This is a genomic window from Paenibacillus sp. GYB006, from assembly GCF_036577645.1.
Classification (GTDB): domain Bacteria; phylum Bacillota; class Bacilli; order Paenibacillales; family Paenibacillaceae; genus Paenibacillus.
The window spans coordinates 489,540-514,216 of the sequence record NZ_JARBDA010000002.1; the positions used below are offsets into that span (position 1 = coordinate 489,540).

The 24,677-nt window shown below is 40.5% G+C and carries 18 protein-coding genes and 1 pseudogene; 14 read left to right on the forward strand and 5 right to left on the reverse strand.

All coding sequences use genetic code 11. From position 1 onward, the window contains the following. Nucleotides 1–15: 15 nt before the first annotated feature. Nucleotides 16–324: a hypothetical protein gene (locus tag PV403_RS07730; protein WP_213531658.1), complete on the reverse strand. Its 309-nt coding sequence runs from the start codon at nucleotides 322–324 to the stop codon at nucleotides 16–18. Between the two features lie 182 nt (nucleotides 325–506). Here PV403_RS07730 and PV403_RS07735 point away from each other — a divergent pair, with 182 nt between their 5' ends. Continuing rightward, the gene (locus PV403_RS07735) at nucleotides 507–971 is read left to right on the forward strand and encodes a GNAT family N-acetyltransferase (RefSeq protein ID WP_213531660.1); all 465 of its coding nucleotides are present in this window, start codon (nucleotides 507–509) and stop codon (nucleotides 969–971) included. 102 nt (nucleotides 972–1,073) lie between these two features. On the opposite strand, the gene PV403_RS07740 is transcribed toward PV403_RS07735, so the two are convergent. Then, the gene (locus PV403_RS07740; RefSeq protein WP_332084081.1) at nucleotides 1,074–2,501 is read right to left on the reverse strand and encodes an N-acetylmuramoyl-L-alanine amidase family protein; all 1,428 of its coding nucleotides are present in this window, start codon (nucleotides 2,499–2,501) and stop codon (nucleotides 1,074–1,076) included. Nucleotides 2,502–2,714: 213 nt separating this feature from the next. On the opposite strand from PV403_RS07740, the gene PV403_RS07745 reads away from it, so the two are divergent. From PV403_RS07745 to PV403_RS07800, 12 genes and pseudogenes are all read left to right on the forward strand, one after another. Then, entirely contained in the window at nucleotides 2,715–3,602 is an 888-nt protein-coding gene (locus tag PV403_RS07745; RefSeq protein WP_213531665.1) for a fructose bisphosphate aldolase, read from the forward strand. Between the two features lie 298 nt (nucleotides 3,603–3,900). Beyond that, a complete protein-coding gene (locus PV403_RS07750; protein WP_332084082.1) occupies nucleotides 3,901–8,997 on the forward strand; it encodes a rhamnogalacturonan lyase family protein in 5,097 nt (1,698 codons plus the stop codon). Between the two features lie 377 nt (nucleotides 8,998–9,374). Then, the gene (locus PV403_RS07755; protein ID WP_332084083.1) at nucleotides 9,375–10,643 is read left to right on the forward strand and encodes a lactate racemase domain-containing protein; all 1,269 of its coding nucleotides are present in this window, start codon (nucleotides 9,375–9,377) and stop codon (nucleotides 10,641–10,643) included. Nucleotides 10,644–10,658: 15 nt separating this feature from the next. After that, nucleotides 10,659–11,507: an ATP-dependent sacrificial sulfur transferase LarE gene (larE, locus tag PV403_RS07760; RefSeq protein WP_442951741.1), complete on the forward strand. Its 849-nt coding sequence runs from the start codon at nucleotides 10,659–10,661 to the stop codon at nucleotides 11,505–11,507. An 88-nt stretch (nucleotides 11,508–11,595) separates the two neighbouring features. Next, nucleotides 11,596–12,342: a nickel pincer cofactor biosynthesis protein LarB gene (gene larB / locus PV403_RS07765; protein ID WP_332084084.1), complete on the forward strand. Its 747-nt coding sequence runs from the start codon at nucleotides 11,596–11,598 to the stop codon at nucleotides 12,340–12,342. A gap of 48 nt (nucleotides 12,343–12,390) precedes the next feature. Next, nucleotides 12,391–13,845 (forward strand): annotated as a pseudogene (gene larC / locus PV403_RS07770) (nickel pincer cofactor biosynthesis protein LarC). Nucleotides 13,846–13,937: 92 nt separating this feature from the next. Continuing rightward, entirely contained in the window at nucleotides 13,938–14,234 is a 297-nt protein-coding gene (locus PV403_RS07775) for an ArsR/SmtB family transcription factor (protein WP_213531678.1), read from the forward strand. A 164-nt stretch (nucleotides 14,235–14,398) separates the two neighbouring features. Beyond that, nucleotides 14,399–15,415, forward strand: a complete 1,017-nt coding sequence (locus PV403_RS07780) for an NADP-dependent oxidoreductase (RefSeq protein ID WP_332084085.1) — start codon at nucleotides 14,399–14,401, stop codon at nucleotides 15,413–15,415. A 38-nt stretch (nucleotides 15,416–15,453) separates the two neighbouring features. Next, nucleotides 15,454–16,758 carry an aldehyde dehydrogenase gene (locus PV403_RS07785; RefSeq protein ID WP_332084086.1) on the forward strand — a complete coding sequence of 435 codons (1,305 nt, stop codon included), beginning with the start codon at nucleotides 15,454–15,456 and terminating at the stop codon, nucleotides 16,756–16,758. A gap of 179 nt (nucleotides 16,759–16,937) precedes the next feature. Beyond that, a complete protein-coding gene (locus tag PV403_RS07790) occupies nucleotides 16,938–17,489 on the forward strand; it encodes a GNAT family N-acetyltransferase (protein ID WP_332084087.1) in 552 nt (183 codons plus the stop codon). A 215-nt stretch (nucleotides 17,490–17,704) separates the two neighbouring features. Continuing rightward, nucleotides 17,705–18,070: a hypothetical protein gene (locus PV403_RS07795; protein WP_332084088.1), complete on the forward strand. Its 366-nt coding sequence runs from the start codon at nucleotides 17,705–17,707 to the stop codon at nucleotides 18,068–18,070. Between the two features lie 20 nt (nucleotides 18,071–18,090). Continuing rightward, nucleotides 18,091–19,323, forward strand: coding sequence for a sialidase family protein (locus tag PV403_RS07800; RefSeq protein ID WP_332084089.1), 1,233 nt, complete (start codon nucleotides 18,091–18,093; stop codon nucleotides 19,321–19,323). A 252-nt stretch (nucleotides 19,324–19,575) separates the two neighbouring features. Here the strand turns inward: PV403_RS07800 and PV403_RS07805 are convergent, their stop codons facing one another. The 3 genes from PV403_RS07805 to PV403_RS07815 all read right to left on the reverse strand — a co-directional run bounded on the left by PV403_RS07805 (nucleotide 19,576) and on the right by PV403_RS07815 (nucleotide 23,113). After that, a complete protein-coding gene (locus PV403_RS07805; protein WP_332084090.1) occupies nucleotides 19,576–20,601 on the reverse strand; it encodes a substrate-binding domain-containing protein in 1,026 nt (341 codons plus the stop codon). A gap of 158 nt (nucleotides 20,602–20,759) precedes the next feature. Then, complete coding sequence (locus PV403_RS07810; RefSeq protein WP_213531690.1) at nucleotides 20,760–21,941, reverse strand: glycoside hydrolase family 130 protein; 1,182 nt, start codon at nucleotides 21,939–21,941, stop codon at nucleotides 20,760–20,762. Further along, nucleotides 21,941–23,113: an AGE family epimerase/isomerase gene (locus tag PV403_RS07815; RefSeq protein WP_332084289.1), complete on the reverse strand. Its 1,173-nt coding sequence runs from the start codon at nucleotides 23,111–23,113 to the stop codon at nucleotides 21,941–21,943. The genes PV403_RS07810 and PV403_RS07815 overlap by 1 nt, the downstream gene beginning before the upstream one ends. A 234-nt stretch (nucleotides 23,114–23,347) precedes the next feature. Here PV403_RS07815 and PV403_RS07820 point away from each other — a divergent pair, with 234 nt between their 5' ends. Next, entirely contained in the window at nucleotides 23,348–24,664 is a 1,317-nt protein-coding gene (locus tag PV403_RS07820) for an ABC transporter substrate-binding protein (RefSeq protein WP_332084091.1), read from the forward strand. Nucleotides 24,665–24,677 lie beyond the last annotated feature (13 nt).

Consider the following 24,677-nt stretch of genomic DNA (forward strand, 5'->3'; position numbering starts at 1 on the left):
TCTTTCTTTATTTTCCTACTGAACACGATCATAAAACTTTTGCCAATCTTTTTTTCCTACATGAATAAGATCGAGTACCGTCTTTTTTATGACAGTATGGATTGCTTCTCGAAAGAAACGCATTTCTTCACGAATTGCTGCTTCCACCAGGCCATTGGATTTTTCATAGTTTGTTCTTTGGATCCCGAGTTCAATTTGATGTTGTGCTTCATGATCATCTACCATATCAAGAAGATGATCAAAAGCGATAAGAACGTCTGCATGTAAACTTAACTTATTCTCTGTAATCATGAGATCTCTAAATTCTTGTAAACTTTTACGCATAAAGGGTCACTCCATTTTATCTTTCTAAGCAGGTTGCACAGGAAATCATTGAAGAATAATCTTTAATCATCAGCTAATTTAATGTTATTCTACATATGATGATATATACATAATAAATCAGGAAATGGAACATTTTTTAATGGTGGAGATTCAGGGCTAGCTAAATGACAGGGGGATAAAATATGGTTACATTAGATCCTATGAACCAAGAAGAGTTTCAGCAGTACATGCGTTATGCCATTAAAGATTATGCAAAAGATAAGATTATTTCTGGTAATTGGTCGGAAGAAGAAGCGATGGATCGCTCTGAGCAAGAATTTTCCAGACTATTGCCAAAAGGTGAGAAAACTGAATTTAATCATTTGTATTCCATCTTTGATGAAGAGCAGCTATTAGGAATGATATGGATTGCACCTGAGTCATCCACCAATTATAAAGAAGGCTTTATTTATGATTTTGTGATATGGGAGAAATATCAAGGGCAGGGATATGGCAAACAAGCCATGAAAGAAATCGAAATGAAAGCAAAAGAACTCGGCATGGAGAAAATTCGGCTTCACGTTTTTGGTCACAACCAAGTTGCACGAGGATTATATGAAAAGATGGGATATGAGATTACGAATATCAAAATGGCTAAGTCCATTTGAATAAAGAGACCGCTGACATAAGTGCCAGCGGTCTCTTTATTCAGAATTAGGGTCAGAAATTTCAAGTTACAAATGTAAATATGAAATGAGAGAACGTAACTTCTAAACACCTAGATATTCTTTAATCCCCTCTACAATTGCCTGTGCTGCTTTATCTTGTACAGCTTCTGTAAAGAGTGCTTCTTCTTCTGCTAGGTTACTAAGGAATCCAATCTCCAGCAGTGCGGCGGCCATCGTTGTTTCTCTGATTACTTGATAATTCCCTTCTTTAACACCGCGGTCTTTAAAACCGAGCGCCTTTACAAGATGTTTATGAATAACCTTTGCTAAATCTTTACTGCTGCTTCGCTGATAATAATAGGATTCGGTCCCGCTAGCTTGAGGGGAGGCTAGGACACTATTCCCATGAATCGATACAAATATATCTGCTTTTAATTGATTCGCTAAGGCTACTCGTTCCGTCCGGGTAGGGTATACATCTTCATCACGAGTCATAACTACATTGATCTGCGTTTCATTTTCTAATAAAGCTTCTACTTTTAAGGCTAAAGCTAAAGTAAAGTCTTTTTCATGTGTATTTGTAATACCGATTGTACCTGGATCGCTGCCGCCATGACCGGGATCGATGACAACGGTTTTACGTCCCGAATTGTCAACCGGTGGAACAGGAAGAGGGAGCGGAACAGCAGTGTTATTTTCATCTGCTTCCGTTACATCGACAACGAGTGTATTTGATTCCATTTCTGTCTGAAACTCAAAAGGAATTTCTTCGTCGGCAACGATAACAATTCGAACAACTTCAGGATCACGACTGAATAAGGAATATCTCACCTCAGAAACACTGGAGTATCCGCTAACATCCAGTTTTCCTATCGTCCCTATATTTAAAGATTGTGAAAAGGAGCTTGAGAAAGTCGCGTTCGGGATATCGACCACAATCCGTTGAGGATTAGCGAGTGTAGATATAGAAGGTTTTACTTCCCCATCTAAAGATACGACGAGCTGGTTGTTAGCAAAATACATATCATTCACTTGTTTGACAGATTCCTCATAGGTTTCTTCCTCACTGCCATTTGAATCTGCTACAGGAATACTGCTTGTAAGCGTAACTACTTTATTCTTATTATCCCATTTCACAGCAAGTCCCATATTTTCACTTACAAACCGAAGCGGCACGACGACCGTTTTATTCAGATTTTTCGGTGAAACTTCAAGCAGGGATGGGGTGTCATTGACCAAGGCTTCTTTTTTATTCACGGTGAGCGTTAAGGTATCTGTATCATTCTGAATTTTGACGCGTTTTATCTTTTGATCCCAGGTTACTTTAAAGTTTAAATTCTCTGCAACGACACGGATGGGAATCATGACCGAATTATTGATGATGCTCACTTGTGCATGGGAGGGCAGTTCGATTTCTTTACCATCAAGAATAATTTTGGCTTTAGGCGGATTACTCGAAGCATGCCCGATGCTTGGAAAAATACTGCATAATAATAAACTGAAAAGAAATAAAATCATTGTTTTTTTCATCGCGCACCTCAATATTTGAATAATAATCTTTTTATATGGACAATATTCAACATTTTACCATAATTATCCTGCTTTATTTACACGATAAAATCTTTTCCTTTCTTCGCGTCGAATGTTTGGGAATTGCTGAGTTACGGTATAGAAATAGTAGAGTCAATGAATTGGAGTCCTATTTTTTAAATTTAGTACAGAAAGAGAAAGGGGTATTTTAAGATGAATCAAAAACAACTAGAACGAATGGGATCAGGAAAAGGATTTATTGCAGCGCTAGACCAAAGCGGAGGCAGTACTCCCAAAGCCTTGCTACAATACGGAGTAAAGGAAAATGAGTATCGTAATGAAGAAGAGATGTATACCCTAGTTCACGAGATGAGAACACGAATTATAAAGAGTCCTGCTTTTTCTTCAGATTATATTTTAGGAGCGATCTTATTTGAAAATACAATGGATCGTAAAATAGACGGGAAATTTACTGGGGAGTATTTGTGGGAGGAGAAAGGAATTGTTCCATTTCTCAAGATTGATAAAGGACTGACTGATGAGAAAAATGGAGTTCAGCTCATGAAACCGATGCCTGAACTAGATCGTTTGCTTGACCGAGCAAATGAAAAAGGGATTTTTGGGACGAAGATGCGCTCCGTGATTAAAGAAGCGAATAAAGAAGCAATTAAAGAAGTCGTAGAGCAGCAATTCGAAGTTGCCAAGCAAATCTTGGCGAAAGGACTCATGCCGATTATCGAACCTGAAGTAGATATATATAGTGAAGATAAACAAAAATCCGAAGAAATTTTAAAAGAGGAATTACGCAAGCATCTGTCTACACTTGATGAGAATGTAAAAGTAATGCTGAAGCTCTCCTTGCCAAGCAAAGATAATTACTATAAGGAATTAGTCGATCATCCTCATGTTCTTCGAGTTGTGGCTTTATCTGGGGGGTATGAACGAGAAGAAGCGAATGAGAAATTGGCACGCAACCATGGAGTTATTGCAAGTTTCTCACGTGCCCTAGCGGAAAGTCTTGTTGCAGATCAGACAGATCAAGACTTCAATAAGCTGTTAACGAGTTCCGTAGAAACGATCTATAAAGCTTCTTTAACATAGAAAAATGTGAATGTCATCTCGAATGAAGATCCATTAATAACTTTACAGTCTAAAGCAGCCTCTATTAGGAGGTTGCTTTTTTTCGTATCTGAATTTCCAAAGAAGACCACTGATAATTAACGTAACAATTGGTTAGACATTCTTGTTCTTATCACCGGCAAGATTGTCTAATAGACACACGAATCAAGTAAAGATTATGATCAATAGCAATGATGATTGGTGGAAAGATCGCCATGGGAGGTGATTAGCAGATCAAAGGGAAGGCTGATTTCATTAAATGATGAGGGAGTGTTTATTTTTGAGGATTCGAACAAGGAAAGCAAGAAAAGTGGTATCAGGACTACTCGCTGTATTTCTCGTGTTTTCATCAATACCACCCGTTTATGGCGCTAATCATCTTTCTCATCTTCTAACGAGTGTGGATTTTGAAAATGGTGATACAGGGGGCTTTATAGAAGAAGGAGCTTCTACTTCAATTGAGTCGGATGATGGAGCCAATCACTATTTGAAGTTGACGGGTAAGGACAGTGGTACAAGTGCTATTGTAAAAACACTGGCTGAGCCTGCAGCGGATGCTCAAATTCAGTTTCATTTTGATTGGAAACCTAATGATATGTTATCACCTGAAAATAGTAGTGAAGTATTATTCAGCGACAGCCATAATAATCCCCTTTTTCGACTGGTGAAAGCGGGCGGAGCGAGTGGCGCTATTATGTATGGTGTGGGTACTACAGGTACGGATCTATCTACTACACTGCCTGTGACGGGAGTAAGCACAGACCAAGGATGGTTATCTGTAAATGTGAATTTTGATACTCGTAATAAGACGGTTTCTATGAGTGTATACGATAAAGAAGGGTCTTCTAATTACTTTGCGAGTTCTTTTCTAGATATCAGTTCTTTCGATAATGGGAACAGCAGCGTCGCCAAGATGTCAGTCATCGGTAATAATGTAAGCGGTAACAACGAGGTGGTTACTGCTGGTTTGGATAATTTGGAGATTTATGAAGCTAAAGAGTCCGTTCTAAGCGAAGGCAGCAATGCGATCGTTTCTATCGTGACAGAGTACAACGATGAGATTACCGTACCTAAAGGGGTAGCGATAGAAGACGTAGTTACCTTTCTACCAGGTACGGTTGAAGTAGAACTTGATAATAATGTGCGAATGGAAGGAATTGAAGTGAATTGGGATAGTGCTGACTATGATCCTAATCAATCAGGAGTTTATTCATTCACGGGCACGCTAGTTAATGGGAAAATCCCGAATGTATCTAATGACAATAACATTAAGGCCGTCTCTACGGTTAACGTAGCTGAGACCAGTGATGCTCCTGTAATTGAAGAATTTACTTCGGTTTATTATAGCGATTTTGGCGATACCACTGCTCCGACGAACTGGGGTTTCACGACAGCGAGTGCAACATTATCTTCCCACATAAGTGACTTAGCCGGAAACAGCACACCAAAGCTTCAATTTAGTGTTGTGAATCAAAGCGGTGGACGTGTGGCAAGTAAAAGTTTTGATACCCCAGTTAAAGGAGATAAGATTCTTGTCGCATTTGATTGGTATCCCGGCAAAATTAGTGACAAGGGGATCAATAATGCTAACGAAAACAGCGGTGAGTTTAGAATTAATGACAGCTCAAATAATACCATTTTCACCTTAAATCATACGAATAAGGCACCTCTATCTTTCTATGTAGGTGGTCAGTCAGGTACCGCTGTTGTGACGGGAATGACAAATTCGGAGACTTGGTACAACGTAAATATTACGTTTGATTTAGCTAGTAATGAAGCAACTTTGTTACTGAAGGATGTAGCTACAGATCGGATAGAGGAACACACGATTTCGATTGCAGATATCAAGTTTGATGGTTCAGTCGAAGCAGTGAAGCTAGGAGGGGTACGTACCTCTGGGAATAATCTGAATTGGACTTCTTATCTAGATAACTTAGGAATTTATAATGTTTCTATAAAGGCAAATACCATCACTAGGGTGGATAACCTTCCTTACCACCGAGTGTATGTGAATGAAAAAACGGATGCAATTGATTCCATTGGTCTGCCAAATCAAGTTACCGTGACACTTGCAGATAACAGTAAAGTCGATGTAGCTGTCAGTGAGTGGAGCACGGTCGGTGACACTTGGAATGCGGCAAAAGCGGGGGTATTTGAATTCCAAGGCACTTTAGCTGTAACAGAGGATCTGTCCAATAGCTATAATCGGTCTGCAACGATGTATGTCTACAATCGTTTGTCACCACCTGTCTCTGTTCGGCAGACAGAATGGCTTGATCGAGGAGTAATTGCACTTAACTCAGATGATGGCGTTTTTGTCAGCTGGCGTCTGCTTGCGGATGAATACAATCAGGATGTGTCTTTCTACATCTACCGCAATGGTGAGAAATTAACAACAGAGCCTTTAACGGTTACGAACTTTGCTGATTCTGGGGGAAAGCCAGGGGATACCTATCGTATTGAAACCTTGGTTAAAGGGAAGCGAACGGAGAAAAATGAAGTCGTTGCAGCAGGAACAGACTATCTTTCGATTCCAATGCAGAAACCTGAGGGCGGTACTACCGCTTCTGGATCCTATACTTATAGTGTTAACGATGCAAGTGTAGGAGATTTAGACGGTGATGGGAAGTATGAGGTCATTGTGAAATGGTATCCGTCGAATGCGATTGACAGTTCGCAGCGAGCAATGACGGGACCTACTATTTTTGATGCATACAAACTGGATGGGACGCTGCTGTGGCGCATGAACATGGGCCTGAATCTGACTTCAGGCGCTCATTATAATCAATTTATTGTTGCTGATTTCGATGGAAATGGGAAAAGTGAGGTATTAATTAAAACAGCAGATGCAACGACGGTATATGGAACAACAAACGGTATCTACGACAGCGAGAAGGTAATTAGTGTGATCGGAAATGCCGAAGATAACGGGAAATGGGTGAATGATGGCGGACATGTATATGGTGGTCCGGAATACATGTCTATATTTAATGGAGAGACAGGACAAGTAATAGATACCGTTAATTATGCATTTCCGCTCGGCGAGGTAGGATCGTGGGGAGACACATGGCATAATCGTTCCGATCGATTCTTGGCAGGGTTAGCATATCTGGATGGAGTGAAGCCAAGTGCCGTATTTGGAAGAGGTTATTACGAAAGAACAACCTATGTCGCATATAGTTTGGTCAGTGGTAAGCTCCAGGAAAATTGGACGTTTGACTCGACAGAAGAAGGAACAGGGGGAGGACTAGGATTCCATAGCTTGGCAACTGGTGATGTAGATAATGACGGTTTCGACGAGATTATTGCCGGATCACTAACACTTGATCATGATGGCAAGATTTTATATGCAATGGATGGGGAACAAGGACGCGAGAAAGGTTCACACGGAGATGCTCTGCATGTAGGTGCATTTGATCCAGATCGTGAAGGGCTACATGTCATTAGCGTACACGAGGATCCAGCTGTAGCTTCTTTAGAATATCATGATGGCGCAACGGGTGAGACGATCATGTCATTTAATGCCTATGTGGATGCAGGTCGTGGACTGGCTGCAAACATTACGACAAATCCTGGTTATGAGTTTTGGGGGGCAGCAGGACGAGATGTAACTACAGGCGGCGGCATATACAATGTAAAAGGAGACGCAATTGCGGATAGCTACCGAGATATTGGTCTTCCGGTCAACTTCGCGCTGTATTGGGACGGGGATTTATTACAAGAACTTCTCGATAAAACTTCAATTACAAAATACAACGAAAAAACAGCTACAGCAGGAGTTATTCGCACTTTTGCTGATGTCGTCAGCAGTAATGGAACGAAGGCGACACCAACACTTCAAGCCGATATTTTAGGCGACTGGCGCGAAGAAGTGCTGTTGCCTACGACAGACAGTACAGAGCTGCGGATATTTAGCACAACGATTCCTACCGAATACAGACTATATACCCTGATGCACGATACAGTATATCGCATGGGTATCGCTTGGCAGAATACAGCCTATAATCAACCGCCTCATCTCGGATTCTACCTTGGTGAAGATATTCGGGAAGACTTACTATCTGGATCTATTCAGGCTCCGAATGTAGTCTACACCAATAAACCTTTCAAAGAAGATGGAGGAACAACAGGTCCAAGTGATACAGGAGGTTCAACGAATTCAGGAAACTCAGAAGGCTCAGGAAGTGGCGGGACAGTAATTTCTACATCGGACGTTACTATTAAAGCGGACGGGTCTGCCGCTATTAAGTTAGCTGGTAAGTTCGATACGAATACAAGCCGAATCGAGGCTGCAGTTACAAAAGAACTTTTCAGTAAGTTGTTAATGAAGGCGCAAGTTGATGTAAACGGGACAAAGCAGCTGATCGTGGATCTTACAGATAAGGGACAAGCTTATCGTGTTCGTCTTCCTGTAGATGCGATACAGTCTGAAGCTGGCCAGCATCAATTAACAATTACAAGTGAGTTCGGGGATATTATACTTCCTTCTAATCTCTTAGAAAAAGAGAACTTGAAAGAAAGTGATGTTATTGAAATCATGTTTGCTCATGTGGACCCTATAAATTCATCAGACAAAAAGGTAGTCGAAGTAAAACTTCTCATTAATGGGACTTCAGCAGAATGGAAGAGATCGAATCCTATTAAAATCTCGATTCCTTACACGCCTACTACCGAGGAGGCGAAGGAACACGAACACCTTACTGTTATGAGGGTCGATGAAAAAGGAAATCGGAATTTTGTATATAATGGACGATTTAATCCTGCTACGAGCAGGATCGACTTCAAGATCAATCAATCTACGAAGTACGCTGTATCTTTTGTTCATAAAACCTTCTCTGATCTGCAACATGTGTCATGGGCACAAAAAGAGATTGAGGTACTCGCTTCAAAAGGGATTGTGGAAGGAACGTCTGTAATGAACTTTAGTCCAAAAATTCAGATTTCCCGAGCTGACTTTCTAGTCTTACTAGTGAGAGCACTTGAACTAGACGCGGATATAGACGGCAACTTCAAAGATGTAGACGCAGACGACTACTATTACAATGCAGTAGGAATCGCTAAGAAATTGGGTATTGCAAATGGACAAGGAACCAATCTATTTCTACCCCAAGAGCTAATATCAAGACAAGACATGATGGTTCTAGCAAAAAGAGCAGTGGATCCAGCGAAGATCAAACTTCCTATTGATAACTCCAAGAAGATAGAGTCTTATCTTGATCAGGGGGAAATAACAGATTATGCGCTAGAGTCGGTTACATCATGGGTAGAGAACGGATTCATTGTAGGGCATCATGAGAAAATTAACCCTAAAGGGTTTACTTCAAGAGCAGAAGCCACCGTATTTATGTACCGGATCTTTCAACTTTCTGAATATTAAACAATGCGACTCTAAAGGAAAATATCCCAACATTGAACTGCACTCCAATTGTTAAGCACAATCTAACAATTGGAGTGTTTTTTTGGTTTCTTGAACCATCAAACTTTCAAGCAATAGCTAAAATGGTATACGAAGATTGGGTTGAGGTAATGAATAATTTGTTTTTTTCCTTTATTCCAATGCGTTTTTCGTACTCTCCGAAGCCACCGCTTTAATCAGATCGGGGACATCAAGGAAATATAATGGTATTATACAGGCAATCAGTCTTTATGGTAAAAACATCAGAATATAGATATTAGTAGAAATAGCAATCATAAAATGTTATTTATTAGGTAGTAAGACATACACAGGGAGCTGAAAAAGGAGAGAAGTGCAATATGGGGATTTTACAAGAGCTTTTAAAAGATATTCCCGTTCCAAAAATGGCGAAAGTAAAAGTTGATTTTGAGGACAATCAGATCAAAGACTTGGAAACAGAACTAAGAAAGAAGCTGGATCGAGAGAAAATCCTAAGCAAAATAAAGCCTGGAATGGAAATTGCGATCGCCGTCGGGAGTAGAGGACTCGACAGACTTGTGGAGATCACTGCTGTGACTGTCAAATTTCTGCAAGATGCCGGAGCTAAACCCTTCATCGTGCCAAGTATGGGCAGCCATGGCGGTGCTACAGCGGAAGGACAACGCGAAGTACTGGCACATCTCGGGGTAACCGAAGAAAGTATGAATTGCGAGATACGTTCCTCTATGGACGTCGTTCAACTTGGAGAGCTGTCTAATGGATTACCTGTGTATATAGATCAATATGCAGCTAATGCTGACGGAATCGTCGTTATTAACCGCATTAAGCCCCACACTGCTTTTAGAGGTCCAGTTGAAAGCGGAATCATGAAAATGATTAGTATTGGTCTGGGTAAGCAAAAAGGTGCGGAAGCTTGTCACCAGCTGGGATTTAAATATATGGCCGAGAATGTGCCTGCCATGGCAAAAATGATAATGGAGAAAAAACCAGTTTTGTTTGGAGTAGCAACCGTAGAGAATGCATTTGATAAAGTAGCTGTCATTGAGACCCTCACACCAGATGAGATTGAGGGGAAAGAAGCAGGATTACAGATGAAAGCAAAGGAAATGTTACCTAAACTGTTCTTTGATCAATTAGAAGTACTTGTTATTGATCAGATTGGCAAAAACATAAGCGGTGATGGAATGGACCCAAACATTACAGGCCGATATCCTACGCCTTACGCTCATGGAGGACCTGATGTGAATAAGATGGTGGTCCTGGATTTGACTCCGCAGACGGAAGGGAATGCGAATGGGGTAGGTACAGCGGATTTTACAACTCAAAGACTCGTAGACAAGATGGACCTCGAAACGACATATGCGAACGGATTAACTTCCACCGTAGTTGCACCGACTAAAATTGCAACGACATTACCTAACGATCGCGAAGCGATTCAGGCAGCGATTAAAACAAGCAATATTCTAGATTTTCATCAAGTAAAAATGGTTCGTATTAAAAATACACTCGTACTTAATGAGATCGAAGTATCTGAGGCTTTAATAGAAATGGTGAAACAGCATCCTCAGATGGAACTGGTATCGGATTTATATGATATTCCTTTTGACAGTGAAGGAAACTTATTTTGACACAGGAGGAGAAAAATGACGAATCGATTTGAACTTACAGGAAAATCAGAGGGATCAACCCTGCTTGAAAATAAATATAACAAATTACAATCGATTCTTCTTGAAATGAAGTCAGTCGTCGTTGCCTTCTCCGGCGGGGTTGACAGTACCTTTCTTCTAAAGGCAGCTGTCGATACCTTAGGAGCTGACCATGTCCTGGCGGTTACTGCAGATTCAGAGACCTATCCATCAAGTGAATTGGAAGAAGCCAAGGAACTGGCAGCGCAGATTGGCGTAAACCATCAAGTAATCGAAACATCTGAACTTGCCATTCCGGGGTATGCGGAAAACAATAAGAACCGCTGTTATTTTTGTAAAAGCAGCTTGTTTGATCATCTCATCCCTGTACTCGAGCAAATGTCATTTCAGAATATTGTATACGGTGTCATTGCCGACGATATGAACGAGTTTCGACCGGGAATGCAAGCAGCAAAAGAAAGAGGGATTCGCGGTCCTCTGCTTGAAGCAGAACTATACAAACAAGAGATTAGAGAACTTTCTAAAGAACGTAATTTACCTACATGGGATAAGCCTTCCTTTGCGTGTCTATCATCTAGGATTGCTTATGGGGAACAAATTACGAATGAGAAGCTTAAAAAAGTAGAACGAGCGGAGGCTTACTTAAAATCACTCGGAATCCGCCAGGTTCGCGTTCGGACACATCAGGAGATTGCAAGAATTGAAGTGGAACCGCAAGATATGAAGATTGTATTAGAACATCATCCTTTTATCGTACAAGAACTTCAAAACTACGGATATAAGTACGTTACGATGGATTTGCTTGGTTACCACAGCGGTAGTATGAATAAAGTTCTTTCTATGTAGTAAGGGAAGATGGATCGTTACAAACGAGACATTCTGTTATTCTTCTATACCTATTCTAGTCAGGAAGCGAAGTTAAGAGGTGCATGAGATGCTGGAGAACATACTAAATCAAGTGAAAAATGGAGAGCTGAGCGTAGCGGAAGCTAAGGAACACTTAGCTGCTTTTGAAGACTTGGGCTTCGCAAAGGTCGATCATCATCGAAAAAAACGCCAAGGTTTCCCCGAAATTGTCTATGGTGAAGGCAAAACATCGGAACAGATTATTTCCATTGTCCAGTCTTTACGTTCTCAGAATAATCAGGTACTCGTCACGAGAGTTTCACTTGATAAGGCGGAAGATATTCGGAAGGTTTTGCCTGATTTAATATATAACGATGCCGCAAGAATTCTATATTGGAAAGAAAAAGAGACCCATAGTAACCTGCCCGGTTATATTGCTGTGATTGCTGCCGGCACTTCGGATATTCGTGTAGCGGAAGAAGCAGCCGTTACGGCTGAAGTCCTTGGGAGTAGCGTACACCGTATTTACGATGTGGGTGTAGCGGGCATACACCGTCTACTGCATCATGCGGAAGAAATCCAAAATGCGGTTGCATCTGTTGTAGTAGCTGGGATGGAAGGAGCTTTGCCAAGTGTGGTAGGAGGCTTAGTTGCTCATCCCGTCATTGCTGTCCCTACAAGTGTTGGTTATGGAGCAAACTTTAACGGTTTGTCTGCACTGCTTACGATGCTAAATTCTTGTGCTTCAGGCATCAGTGTTGTCAATATAGATAACGGATTTGGCGGCGGGTATAATGCTGCACTCATTCATAAGCTGATACAAAAGGGGTTGTAAATTTTGAAAACACTATATCTTGATTGCTTCTCTGGTATTAGCGGAGATATGTTCATTGGCGCGTTACTTGATGCAGGAGCTGATCCGGTTCATTTAAGAGAAGAACTACGCAAGCTTCGTATCGAAGATGAGTATGAGTTGAGATGGGAAAAGGTCTTGAAAAATGGCATCACATGCACTAAGTTTGATGTAATTTTGCAGGAAGATTTTAAGCACTTGCATGAACATACTCATGAAAAAAGCGAGCATAAGAATGAACATTCTCATTCTCACGAGCATCAGAGTCATGAGCACGCTCATACACATGAACATCATGGACATGGGCATTCCCATGATAACGACCAAACACATGAAAGTCACAAACATGTACATACCCACGAGCATGACGAAACACACGTAGATCACAAAAATGTATATATCCATGAGCATGACCAAACACACGAAGGTCACGAATATGGACATACCCATGGTCACGACCATACACATGAACATAGACATGATCATCGTTCGTATAAAGACATCGTTCGATTAATTAAAGCGGCTGGCTTTTCAGAACAAGTGGAAAATACAGCATTGCAAATTTTCAAAAAAATCGGGGAAGCAGAAGGGAAAATACATGGAGTTCCGCTGGAAGAGGTGCATTTTCATGAAGTGGGCGCGGTCGACTCTATTATCGATATTGTAGGTGCCGCTATTCTGTTCCATCAGTTAGGCATACAAGCTGTGATATCCTCGCCCATTCCAGTTGGTAAAGGAAAAATCCGCATTGATCATGGAATGTATCCTGTGCCAGCACCCGCAACACTAGAAATGTTACGTGGTATTCCTATAGAGCACTCAGATATTAGGGGGGAACTGACAACCCCGACTGGCGCCGCACTCATTGCGGTCTTGGCAGAGGAGTTTGGGTCCATTCCCTCCATGAGAATTCAAACGATTGGCTATGGAGCAGGAACAAAAACCTTCCCGGATCATCCGAATGCACTTCGGGTTATCATTGGGGAGTAGCTGAATACCGAGAGGAGCTGGACTATGGAATCTCACCATCCTCCGAGTCATGAACATGTAGATATGGAAATGGTCAAAATGGAAGTGAATCTGGACGATATTTCCGGAGAATGGCTGGGATATGTTATGGATTTACTATTTGAAAACGGGGCTAATGATGTATTTTATACACCGATCTTTATGAAAAAAAACAGACCAGGCACCTTACTGCAATTGCTGTGTTCTACTGCTAAAATAGAGAAAATGAAAGAAATCCTCTTTACGGAAACAACAACACTTGGGATTCGTTATTATCCATTAACCGTGCACCGCTTGGAACGAATTTTTGAACAAGTGGAAACGCAGTGGGGGAATGTGACTGTGAAGAAGGGAATCTATGCAGGACAAGTAGTTCAGTGGGCTCCTGAATATGAAGAATGCAAACAGATTGCAATTTCCCATGGAATTCCTTTAAAAAAGGTATATGACGAGATTCGTAAAAGCACTTATACTTAACATGTAAATAAGAAGACGCGATAACGCGGGTATTTTAAACTGTACTTTTTGTAAGATTTGACTTTAAGAAAAGAGAGAAATACAATAGTTCTATGATGATCAAACCATACTCTTCAATGAATGATGTAAAACGGGTTAAAATTTTCAAAGCATTGTCAGAGGTAAAACGTATAGAAATGATTCGATATCTTTATCACCACCGGGACAGCAACACGTGTGGTACGATTGGTGAATCGATGGGAATGGATAAATCAAATGTATCTTATCATCTTAAGATTTTATACGAAGCGGATCTAGTCAGTGTGACACGCATGGGTCAGAATAAGTGCAGTAGTCTTCGAGAAGATACATTTACCGAATTTTTACCGGGTTTCTTGGACAGTTTGTAACTCGAATGTCCAGAAACCCATCATTTTTTGATAATAATTTGAAAGTTTTAGAACTATCAAAGTATAGGCTGCCGATTCATCATCAGCGTTAGATTTCTGATCGAGCGGGTAATAAGTAGATGTGAAATAATTAAAAAATTATGAAGTAATGGAGTAGTGATCATATGAATCAGACAACAAAGAATAGACAAGTATTATTAATAAAGCGTCCGGAAGGGTTGCCTACACCGGGTGATTTTGAATTTACAGATGCAGAAGTAAAGCAACCTCAAGAGGGACAAGTTGTCGTAAAAACTTTATATTTATCGGTAGATCCTTATATGCGCGGCAGAATGAACGATTCGAAATCATATATTCCTCCTTATCAATTGAATGAAGTAATTAAAGGCGGAGCTGTAGGAGAGATCGTAGAATCAAAGTCAGATAAGTACAAAGCAGGGGACAAAGTGATCGGTATGCTGGGCTGGCAGCTCTTCAATACAGTAGATGATAACAAAGTTACCAAGATTGATGAGTCGATCGCCCCTGTATCTGCTTATTTGAGTGTTCTTGGTCTTACAGGACTTACTGCATACTTTGGGTTACTTGATATTGGCCAACCTAAAGAAGGAGAAACAGTGGTTGTCTCAGGCGCAGCTGGTTCTGTCGGCATGTTCGTGGGTCAGATCGCTAAAATCAAAGGAGCGCGTGTCGTTGGTATTGCGGGTACCGATGAGAAATGTGACTACTTATTGAAAGAACTGAACTTTGACGCAGCTATTAACTATAAAACGACAGAAAATATCAAACAAGATTTGGAAAAGGCATGTCCTGATGGTGTCGATGTTTATTTTGATAATGTAGGTGGATCCATTTCAGATGCAGTGATGAGTTTGCTAAATGATCATGCACGTATTCCACTGTGTGGCGCAATATCTTCTTACAACAGTACGGATGGAGATGTGGGACCACGTATCCAAAGTCAGTTGATTAAGACCCGTTCTTTGATTAAAGGATTTGTACTTAGTGATTATGCAGATCGTCAGTCAGAAGGACTTCAGGAGCTTGGGAAATGGTTATCTGAAGGAAAACTAAAATACGAAGAGACCGTAGTTGATGGTTTTGATAACGTCGTAGAGGCCTTCCTTCAATTGTTTAAAGGCGCGAACCTAGGTAAGATGCTCGTTAAAGTTAGCGAGTAAAATACGAATCATACTAACATATAGAGGAGAATGTGAGCATGGAAAATTACGAGAATTTAGCAAAAAGACAGCGGGCATTCTTCAAAACAGGTCAAACGAAACCTATTCAATATCGAATGGATTCATTAAATACATTGCAAAACGCGATCAATACAAATGAAAAAGAAATTCTTGCTGCTTTGAGAAAAGACTTGAATAAGTCGGAGGCAGAAGGATATTCTTCCGAAATTAAACTAGTACTTGAGGAAATTAAGTATTCTTTAGAGAACTTGAAAGCATGGATGGAACCTAAAAATGTAGAAACGCCTGCTTTTATTACAGATGCATCCAGCGTAATCTATCCAGAGCCTTACGGTGAGGCTTTGATTATTGCTCCATGGAATTATCCGTTCCAGTTGGCCATTTCTCCTCTTGTCGGAGCCATTGCGGCAGGTAACTGTGCGGTGCTGAAGCCCTCAGAGTTCACACCAGCGACATCAGGCATCATTGCTAAAATGATCAGAGATAACTTCCCTGAAGAGTATATTGCAGTAGTAGAGGGAGAAGTAGAAACAAGTACTGCTCTTTTGAAAGAAAAATTCGATTATATCTTCTTTACAGGAAGCACGAATGTCGGAAAAGTGGTAATGGAAGCTGCATCGAAACATTTAACTCCGGTTACTTTGGAACTCGGCGGTAAGAGTCCTTGTATCGTGCATAGTGATGCTGAACTTGATACTGCAGCTAAGCGGATTGCAAGAGGGAAGTTTCTCAATGCAGGGCAAACCTGTGTTGCTCCAGACTATCTTTTGATTCAGCGTGATGTAAAAGATCAATTTCTCAGCAAACTTAAAGAAGCGATTCACGGATTATATGGAGAAGATATTTCCAAAAACCCTGATTTCCCTAAGATCGTAAATGAAAAACAATTTAAACGATTAAGTGCTTTCTTAGATAATGGTAATCTGTATTTTGGCGGTAGAACAGATGCTTCTAGACATTTTATTGAGCCAACTATACTTGATCAGATCTCTTGGGATGATTCGATTATGCAAGAAGAAATCTTTGGTCCAATTCTTCCGGTGATTGTATATGATGATTTGAACGAGATTATTGAAGAAATTACAAATCGTCCGAAACCGTTAGCTTTCTATGTTTTCTCTGAGAGCAAAGAAGTACAAGATGAGTTGTTGAGCGGGGTCTCCTTCGGCGGCGGCTGCATCAATGAAACTCTTGCGCACTTAACTTCGCCTTATCTACCTTTTGGCGGTGTGGGTGAAAGCGGTATGGGCTCTTATCATGGTAAAGCAAGTTTTGATACATTCACGCATCATAAAAGTGTTTTGAAACGCAAAGCAGAGTAAAACAGCGGGTATAGAGAATCTCCATCCTTAGGATGAGGATTCTTTTTTAATGGAGTCAAAAGGTGTGATGATTGTGGGTGAGATCTTGTGGAAAGAAGGATAAAATAACGGCGAGTTGCTATTTTATTAGGAACAAGTTAGATTATTCTTTGGTCTAATCATAAGGGGATGATGAATTAATGAAGAGAATACCACTTAAAATGGTCAGAAAAGACTTACTTGCGATTCCAGAGTACTCACTTCCTGATGGATTCCATATTAGGTTGTTTGAAAAAGGTGATGAACATCATTGGGCACGGGTTGAAACCAGTGTAGGTGAATTTAAAAGTGAAGAAGCTGCGCTGGAGCGTTTTAATAAAGAATTTGGACCCTATCTTGATGATATGACAAAGCGCTGTCTATTTATTGAGAATAAAGAAGGAGAAGTCATTGCTACTACAACAGCCTGGTATGGTGATTTACTAGGTAATGGAGAAATATCAGGCAGAATTCATTGGGTAGGCGTTACTCCTGAATATCAAGGGAAGAAACTTGCCAAACCGTTACTCAGTGCTGCAATGAATATACTAGCTGATCATCACTCAAAAGCGTACCTTACCTCCCAAACTACAAGTTATCAAGCGATTAATATGTATTTAAACTATGGATTTGAACCTTTCCTGACCGGTCCAACTTGTGATGAAGCGTGGTCTTTGTTGGAGGATGTACTGAATCGTAAAATAATAGGGTAAGCCTTACAGTAACCCGAAAGATAGTCACTTTACAAGAAGAGTGGCAGTCTTTCGGGTTTATTTTTATTGAACTTTTAATGAAATCTATGTATCGGCACTTTTCCTTCAGATCCAATCTTCTACGATAAGGCGCAGCCGTGTCATTCGTAACCTATGAACATAGAATAGATTAATACAAGCGATTAATAGGAGGTAAGCTGAAAGGAGGGAGACTTGTGCCATATTCGACGGGTTTAATCTATAATTCTTCAGGTATAAGCGGGGCAACCCAAATCTTAGTAACGTGTTTAAATGATTCCCCATATATCCCTTCTAATATTGAAATTCAAGTTTTCAAATGGAATGTATCTTTAACCAGCCGAACACCAATTGGCCTTAATTTAATTCAAGTTCAACCGCTCACGACCAAAACATTACTCTACACACTTTCAGACGCAGGATATTATGAAGTTCAAAGTGATTTTTTCAGTGCAACAAGCACCATAACACATGTATATGGTATTGATTCAGCAGGAGGAATCATTCAGCGTGTTCTTCAATCTGAAATGACTTATATTGATCAATTTACAATTACTTCTTAGAAAAAGGGAGGGTGAACGAAATGCCAGTGGTTAATATTACTGCGGGACTTGGCGGTACGCAGTTCGAGCCTTCCATTGCAGTAAATACTTTGAATCCAAATGTTTTATGCGTGGTGGCGGTAGATACAAGTTCGGGACCTACACGAACCGGTTTTTATCGATCAATAGATGGTGGATTAACATGGACCACTGAGATTCTTCCTCAGCCTGCAGGATACTCTGGAGCAGAAGCGCCTACGATAGATTATACATTTCCTCAAACATTCATTGTAACTGTACATGTTTTTAATGATTTGAATGACGGTACAATCGTCAGCTATACTTCTTTTGATGACGGTGAAACATGGTCACCGCCTGTCTTTGTTCAGCGTGGCTATGGTACAGTAGTTCACAATGATGAACCATTTATATCAGTAGATCGATCTCCCGGTAGTCCATACCGTGGTAATGCATATGTCGGTTATACGCCGCTTGCTGGATCTGCGTCTTCTATCTTTGTACAACGATCCTTAGACCAAGGTTTGAACTGGGAAGCACCAGATCGCATTTCAGATCCTCGAGGATTTCACGATCGTGCAGCGCTTGCGATTGGTTTTTCAGGGCAAGTCTATGCTGGTTTTATATTAACAGGTCCAATCAATCCAATTGCTTTTTTACGAATTTCATATGATGGGGGAGTAACCTATCAACCTCCTGTTCTAAGGCAGTCTTCATTCATATCCTCTGTAGTCAAAGCACCATCTCCATTGCCTGTACCTAATTATAACTTTCGTGTTCAGACGAATTTAAGTTTGGGTGCAGATATTTCAAATGGTCCCTTTAGCGGTAATGTATATGGCGTATGGAATGATGCAAGAAATGGTTATACAGATATTCTGTTATGCAAATCTCCCGATGGTCTTCTTTGGACGGCGCCGGTCAGTATTACGGGAGCTCCAGCAGGTTCACAAAACTTCAGCCCTTCTATTACCGTGTCGCCATTTACGGGAACCATACGTGTGATCTACTATACGAACCGGATTGACGGATTTCTTTTGGATGTGTTTGTTGCCGAGTCATTTGACGGGGGAGCTTCCTTTGCGAACCGACGTGTCACAACGACCTCATTTAATCCGAATGGAATATCTCCGATCCCTACAGACCTTATTGGTGATTATATTACGGCTGCAACGATTGCTCCTGATAATCTGGCGGCCGTATGGAATGCGACCACTCTTCCTACAGGGAAAATGGATATTTATTACGGGACCTAATTTTTGAAAAGGGAAGATCATTGATAGACTAGAGTAATCGTATTAACATTTGTATATATCTTGTATACAAATGTATACATAAAATAGAAAGGGAATCAACGCGTAACGAACATGGAACTAATGAAGAATTAAGGCATAAAGAAGGTGGGAGACACCGAGACCATGGCCATAACAAGGAAAATATACAAAAAGAAGTGAAATACAAAAAGGATGCAGAGCTATGATTGCTTGCATCCTTTTTGTATTTTCCTGTTATTCAGACGTAGCTGCCGGGTTCAACGTTTTTACGGAATCTCTGTAGATGATTTCACCTTTTACAACCAGTCTGCCAAAACGAACATCTGGATGATTGATTTGACGAAGAAGAGACTGAACAGCAGTTTGAGCCATTTGATTGATGTTTACATCAATGGTCGTTAGATGAGGCTCCGTAAGGGTGGCATAAATATCATTATCAAAACCAACGACGGAGCAATCTTCTGGTACCCGGTGACCCATCAGCTTGAGCTTCTGTACAACGGAGTATGCGACTTGGTCACAGTTACATACAAATGCAGTAGGAAGCGGAGAGGGGAGTTCAATGTCAATGTAGGTTCCCTGTTCGTCCCGATCATTAATAATCCACTTAGGTTCTAAATGAACGTGATGCTCAAGCAGTGACTTGTAATACCCTAAGAAACGATCCTGAATACTGCTTGTGGAGTAAAGGTTACCCACATATGCGATTTCCCGATGTCCTTGTTGGATTAAATAATTCGTAAGTTCATAGGCACCATAGAAATTATCCGTAACTACAGAATCGATACTCGAGTGTTCGTCATAAAAATCCAGAAACAGTTTTGGTTGTTCTATGTTCTCAATTACTTCGATATAAGACTTATTAATCTGACCAAGAACGATAAAACCATCTACTTTACGGTCGTAGTAAATTCTAGGAAGAAGGAGTCCTTCTTCATCAGAACTGCTAAGAATGTGCAAAATCCCATAATACCCAGTGGCTTCTAAGGACTTTGATATTTCTTGATAGACACGTAGATAGAAGGATTGATCAGGCCCCGTAAATCTTTCAGGAATAATGACCCCAATGTTGTAGGTTAATCCTTCGCGCATCGTTTTAGCTGCCATATTCACTCGATATCCAAGTTCACTTGCCAGCTGTTTAATCCGTTCCTTTAGCTCATCACTTACGCCTTCTTTATCATTAAGTGCTTTCGACACCGTTACACTACTCACGCCAAGCTGGTTCGCTATGTCACGCATAGTGATGTTTTTATTCATCACATCATCTCCTTTATTCCCGCGGGTGTAGATTATATATGAAGTAAACTAATGATTTAAAGTAATTAGTTATACGCATGTTAAGTATACCTTCTTCTGGGAAACGAATAAAGAAGATGAATGAAATAATGCAACGACAAATATAGTAAAAATCGAGCTTATTTCGTTACTTTTAATAATGCTTCATTCTTCCTAATCAATTGTGCACGCTGTGCTGCGGAACCCAGGGAACGGAATGTGTCGGCTGGTGTATTAAATGTATAATCGATCAATTTATCAATGGTTGTTGTTGCCACATGAATACGGGTATCGCTGGATGCATAATAAATGAACACTTCTTCCTGATCATTAACAACAGCCCCGTTACAAAATACAACATTTGATACATCTCCGACTCTCTCATCATCATAAGGAGCAAGGAAATGGCCGCCTGGTTTGGCGATGATTTCTGTAGGGTCCGAAAGACTAGTCGCAAACGTATAGAGCACATAGCGCAGTCCGGCCGCTGTATTTCTTACTCCATGAGCAATATGAATCCATCCGCGGTCTGTTTTAATCGGTGCAGGACCTTGTCCATTTTTCACTTCATAAACGGTATGGTACTGACGCTCGTCAATAATAAATTCTTCATCAATCACAGGATTTAAAATGTCTTCACAGTAACCAAAAGCAATACCGCCTCCAGATCCTGTAGAAATAAAGCCGTCCTGAGGACGAGTGTAGAACGCGTATTTTCCATCAACAAATTCAGGGTGGAGAACAACATTACGCTGCTGCGGTGAATTGGTCTTAATATTAGGAAGTCTTGTCCAAGTCTTTAGATCTTGAGTACGTACGAATCCAGCTTGTGCAACTGCACTAGATGTATCAAAAGGAGCTGCATCCGGATCTTTTTGTTCAGAACAGTAGATGCCATAAATCCATCCATCCTCATGTTTCACGAGTCTCATGTCATACATATTGGTCTCGTTCTCATCAATGTCTTCCCACACTAAGGGTTCTCCTACAAAACGAAAATTATCGATACCGTTATCGCTTTCCGCTAAAGCAAAAATGGATTTACGGTCCAGACCTTCGGTGCGTGATACAAGTACGTATTTACCATCATGATAAATCGCGCCAGGATTTAATGTAGCATTAATCCCGAGTCTTTCCATAAAGTAAGGGTTTTGTTCTTCATCCAGATCAAATCTCCAGTGAAGGGGAACGTGATGTCGTGTAAGAACTGGATTTTCATATCGATCGTAGATTCCATTGTAAAATTGTTCGTTCACTTTATTTTCTTTATTTAGCAATTCCTCTTGTTTTGCAAGCAGTTCATCATATTTTTTGTGTACCATTATTTATTCATCCTCTCCATAATTTCTAGACAAAAACGGCTGTTATGATAGGGACACTTCCAAGCCCCAGCGATCTCACGCTGATCATGGCTGCCATCTTCCTTAACTGCCCACACCCATTCGCTTCCAGGTCTTGAGTCAATAATATGGTCTTTCGTATATTTCCATAGGTTAGTAACAAGATCTATGAATAATGGATCATTTGTACGCTGGTAGGCGTTGTAGAATCCTACAATAGCCTCAGCCTGTACCCACCATATTCTTGTCGTATCTAAATGATCTTTTTCGCGTTCATTAGCAAGAGAGCCATCGTTTTGAATGGCACTTTTTGCAACGGAATAAGCCAAATCAATTATCATTTTTTTGTGATCGGGATTTTCAGAACCAATACCTTGCATAGCGTCATCGATAAGCCAGCTTGCTTCAATATCATGACCGTAAGAAGTAAGGTCAAGTAGAGAATTCCAGTTCTGATCAAAGAAAACATGAAGTCTGCCAAGCTTTGCGTCAAACATACGGTCGTGAAGGATATGGAGCAGATTTTCAAGTGCAGCTCGAACTCTGCTGTCTGGCCACACACGATAAAGCGTAGTATACGCTTCCAAGATATGAATGTGGGTATTCATCGTTATGCTTGCGATGACATTGTTTTCACTTAACATCTCATTAGGCTGTTCCTGCCAACTGCGATTAAATTCTTCCTTATAGGCGTTGATCCCAAGATCATAACCTTTTTCTTCTATGAGGAAAAATAGAGACTTTGCAAGTTCCAAAGCTTCTTCATTGCGTAATGCCCGATAATATTCACTTAAACTATATACGGCAAAAGATTGGTTATAGATATGTTTGCGCGTATCGAGGGGATTACCTTGGTAATCAACAGACCAATATACACCGCCGAATTCAGGATCAAGAAGTTTCTCTTTCAGGAAACGGAAGGAGTGATGGGCATGATCAGCATATGCTTGAGAGTTTATGTAACGATAAGCAGCTGAGAAAGACCATAGAATCCTTGAGTTTGCGATTCCGCCTTTTGCTGCGGTTTTATCTAACTTCAAGCTGTAATCCAGCTCTCCATAATACCCCCCTTGTTCGTCATCCTTCATGTTTGCCCAGAAAGGAAGAATATGAGATATCCATTCATCTTGAATCTCGGCAGTTAAGGTGTTCAAAGATTCGACCAAAAAGTCACAACCTCTCTAAAATGAAATTCATTTAAGTAAACGATAACTTAATCAAATATTAAATACCTTTTTAATGCTTGTCAATCATTTCACGGAAATAGATCGGTATAAAAGAAGGAAAGATAGAAACTAAAATAAGGCTTGACTGGAAAGCGTTATCATTATAAACTTTGGTTTGTAACTTAATCGTTAACTTAAAAACACTTGAAAGGGGTTATGAATGTGAGTAAGAAAAAAGGGTTATTTAAGTTTTTATCTGTGTTTCTCATCATCTCCATCTTGGCAGCATGTTCTTCTAATGGAGGAGATGATTCAAGTGGTTCGGCTTCAGACGATCCTGGGGCAATTAAAGGAGAAATCACCGTTATCACGCAGAGAACAGATATTGTTGATACGGTATTTAAAGATTATGCCAAGAAATTTAATGAAAAGTATCCTGATGTAAAAGTGAATTTTGAAGCACTTTCTGATTATGAAGGTCAAATCAAGATTCGGATGAACACGGATGAATACGGTGATGTTCTTTTAATTCCAACCAGTGTTCCTGTTGCGGATCTTCCAAGTTTCTTTGAACCACTAGGAAGCTATGATGAAATGAAAACAAAGTACACAGGTATTGAAGAACGGATGGTAGACAATACAATCTACGGAATTCCAGTAGCGATTACATACTCCGGTGTCATCTACAACAAGCAAGTGTTTAAAGATGCTGGTGTAACGGAAATCCCGCAAACGATTGATCAGTTTATGGAAGCTCTTAGAAGTGTGAAAGCAAACACAGATGCTACTCCTCTGTACACAAATTATGCAGCAGGTTGGCCGCTGACACAGTGGGAATCTGATCTTACGACGGTAGCTGGCGATGTTGATTATGTAAACGTTACACAGCCGAACAGTGATGATAACTTTGTAGCTGGTCAGCCGCACTATGATCTTTATAAAATTTTGTTTGATGCAACGAAAGAAGGTTTGATTGAACGCGACCCTACGACAACAGACTGGGAAAGTTCAAAAGCAGAGTTAGGACAAGGGAAAATAGCGACGATGGTTCTTGGATCTTGGGCAATTGACCAAATTAAAGCTTCGGCAACGAATCCAGATGATATCGGATTTATGCCATTCCCTACCAATGCAGACAACGTAATTGTACCACTTGGAGCCGATTACAACCTCGCAATTAACGTAAATAGTAAGAATAAAGCGGCTGCAAAAGCATGGGTAGATTTTTTCATTCATGATTCTAACTATGCAGTAGAACAAGCAGGCAGCATCAGTGCAGTGGTTGGCGCGGAACTTCCTGAAATTTTGAAAGAGTACGGCGATAAAGGTGTTGTGTTTAAAACGATTACAGCTTCCAAAGAAGGACAAGAAGGTCTAGTAGATAAGATTGATAAAGAAGCGGAAGTTGGTCTGTGGCAGCCTGACTTTAAGAAAAGAATTATTGAAGCTGCGCTTGGTAACCGGAAAGAATCTTACGATGACATTATGAAAGACTTGAATGATGCATGGGTAGAGGCACGTAAAACAGTAGCCGAATAGAGATAGTGAAAGG

What these genes read in the sequence shown, in the direction of transcription:
- PV403_RS07800 (WP_332084089.1), top strand. Translation starts at nt 18,091, where the DNA reads ATGCCAGTGGTTAATATTACTGCGGGACTTGGCGGTACGCAGTTCGAG.
- PV403_RS07780 (WP_332084085.1), top strand. Translation starts at nt 14,399, where the DNA reads ATGAATCAGACAACAAAGAATAGACAAGTATTATTAATAAAGCGTCCG.
- PV403_RS07740 (WP_332084081.1), bottom strand. Translation starts at nt 2,501, where the DNA reads ATGAAAAAAACAATGATTTTATTTCTTTTCAGTTTATTATTATGCAGT.
- PV403_RS07745 (WP_213531665.1), top strand. Translation starts at nt 2,715, where the DNA reads ATGAATCAAAAACAACTAGAACGAATGGGATCAGGAAAAGGATTTATT.
- PV403_RS07775 (WP_213531678.1), top strand. Translation starts at nt 13,938, where the DNA reads ATGATGATCAAACCATACTCTTCAATGAATGATGTAAAACGGGTTAAA.
- larB (WP_332084084.1), top strand. Translation starts at nt 11,596, where the DNA reads ATGCTGGAGAACATACTAAATCAAGTGAAAAATGGAGAGCTGAGCGTA.
- PV403_RS07735 (WP_213531660.1), top strand. Translation starts at nt 507, where the DNA reads ATGGTTACATTAGATCCTATGAACCAAGAAGAGTTTCAGCAGTACATG.
- PV403_RS07810 (WP_213531690.1), bottom strand. Translation starts at nt 21,941, where the DNA reads ATGGTACACAAAAAATATGATGAACTGCTTGCAAAACAAGAGGAATTG.
- larE (WP_442951741.1), top strand. Translation starts at nt 10,659, where the DNA reads ATGACGAATCGATTTGAACTTACAGGAAAATCAGAGGGATCAACCCTG.
- PV403_RS07755 (WP_332084083.1), top strand. Translation starts at nt 9,375, where the DNA reads ATGGGGATTTTACAAGAGCTTTTAAAAGATATTCCCGTTCCAAAAATG.
- PV403_RS07805 (WP_332084090.1), bottom strand. Translation starts at nt 20,601, where the DNA reads ATGAATAAAAACATCACTATGCGTGACATAGCGAACCAGCTTGGCGTG.
- PV403_RS07790 (WP_332084087.1), top strand. Translation starts at nt 16,938, where the DNA reads ATGAAGAGAATACCACTTAAAATGGTCAGAAAAGACTTACTTGCGATT.
- PV403_RS07785 (WP_332084086.1), top strand. Translation starts at nt 15,454, where the DNA reads ATGGAAAATTACGAGAATTTAGCAAAAAGACAGCGGGCATTCTTCAAA.
- PV403_RS07730 (WP_213531658.1), bottom strand. Translation starts at nt 324, where the DNA reads ATGCGTAAAAGTTTACAAGAATTTAGAGATCTCATGATTACAGAGAAT.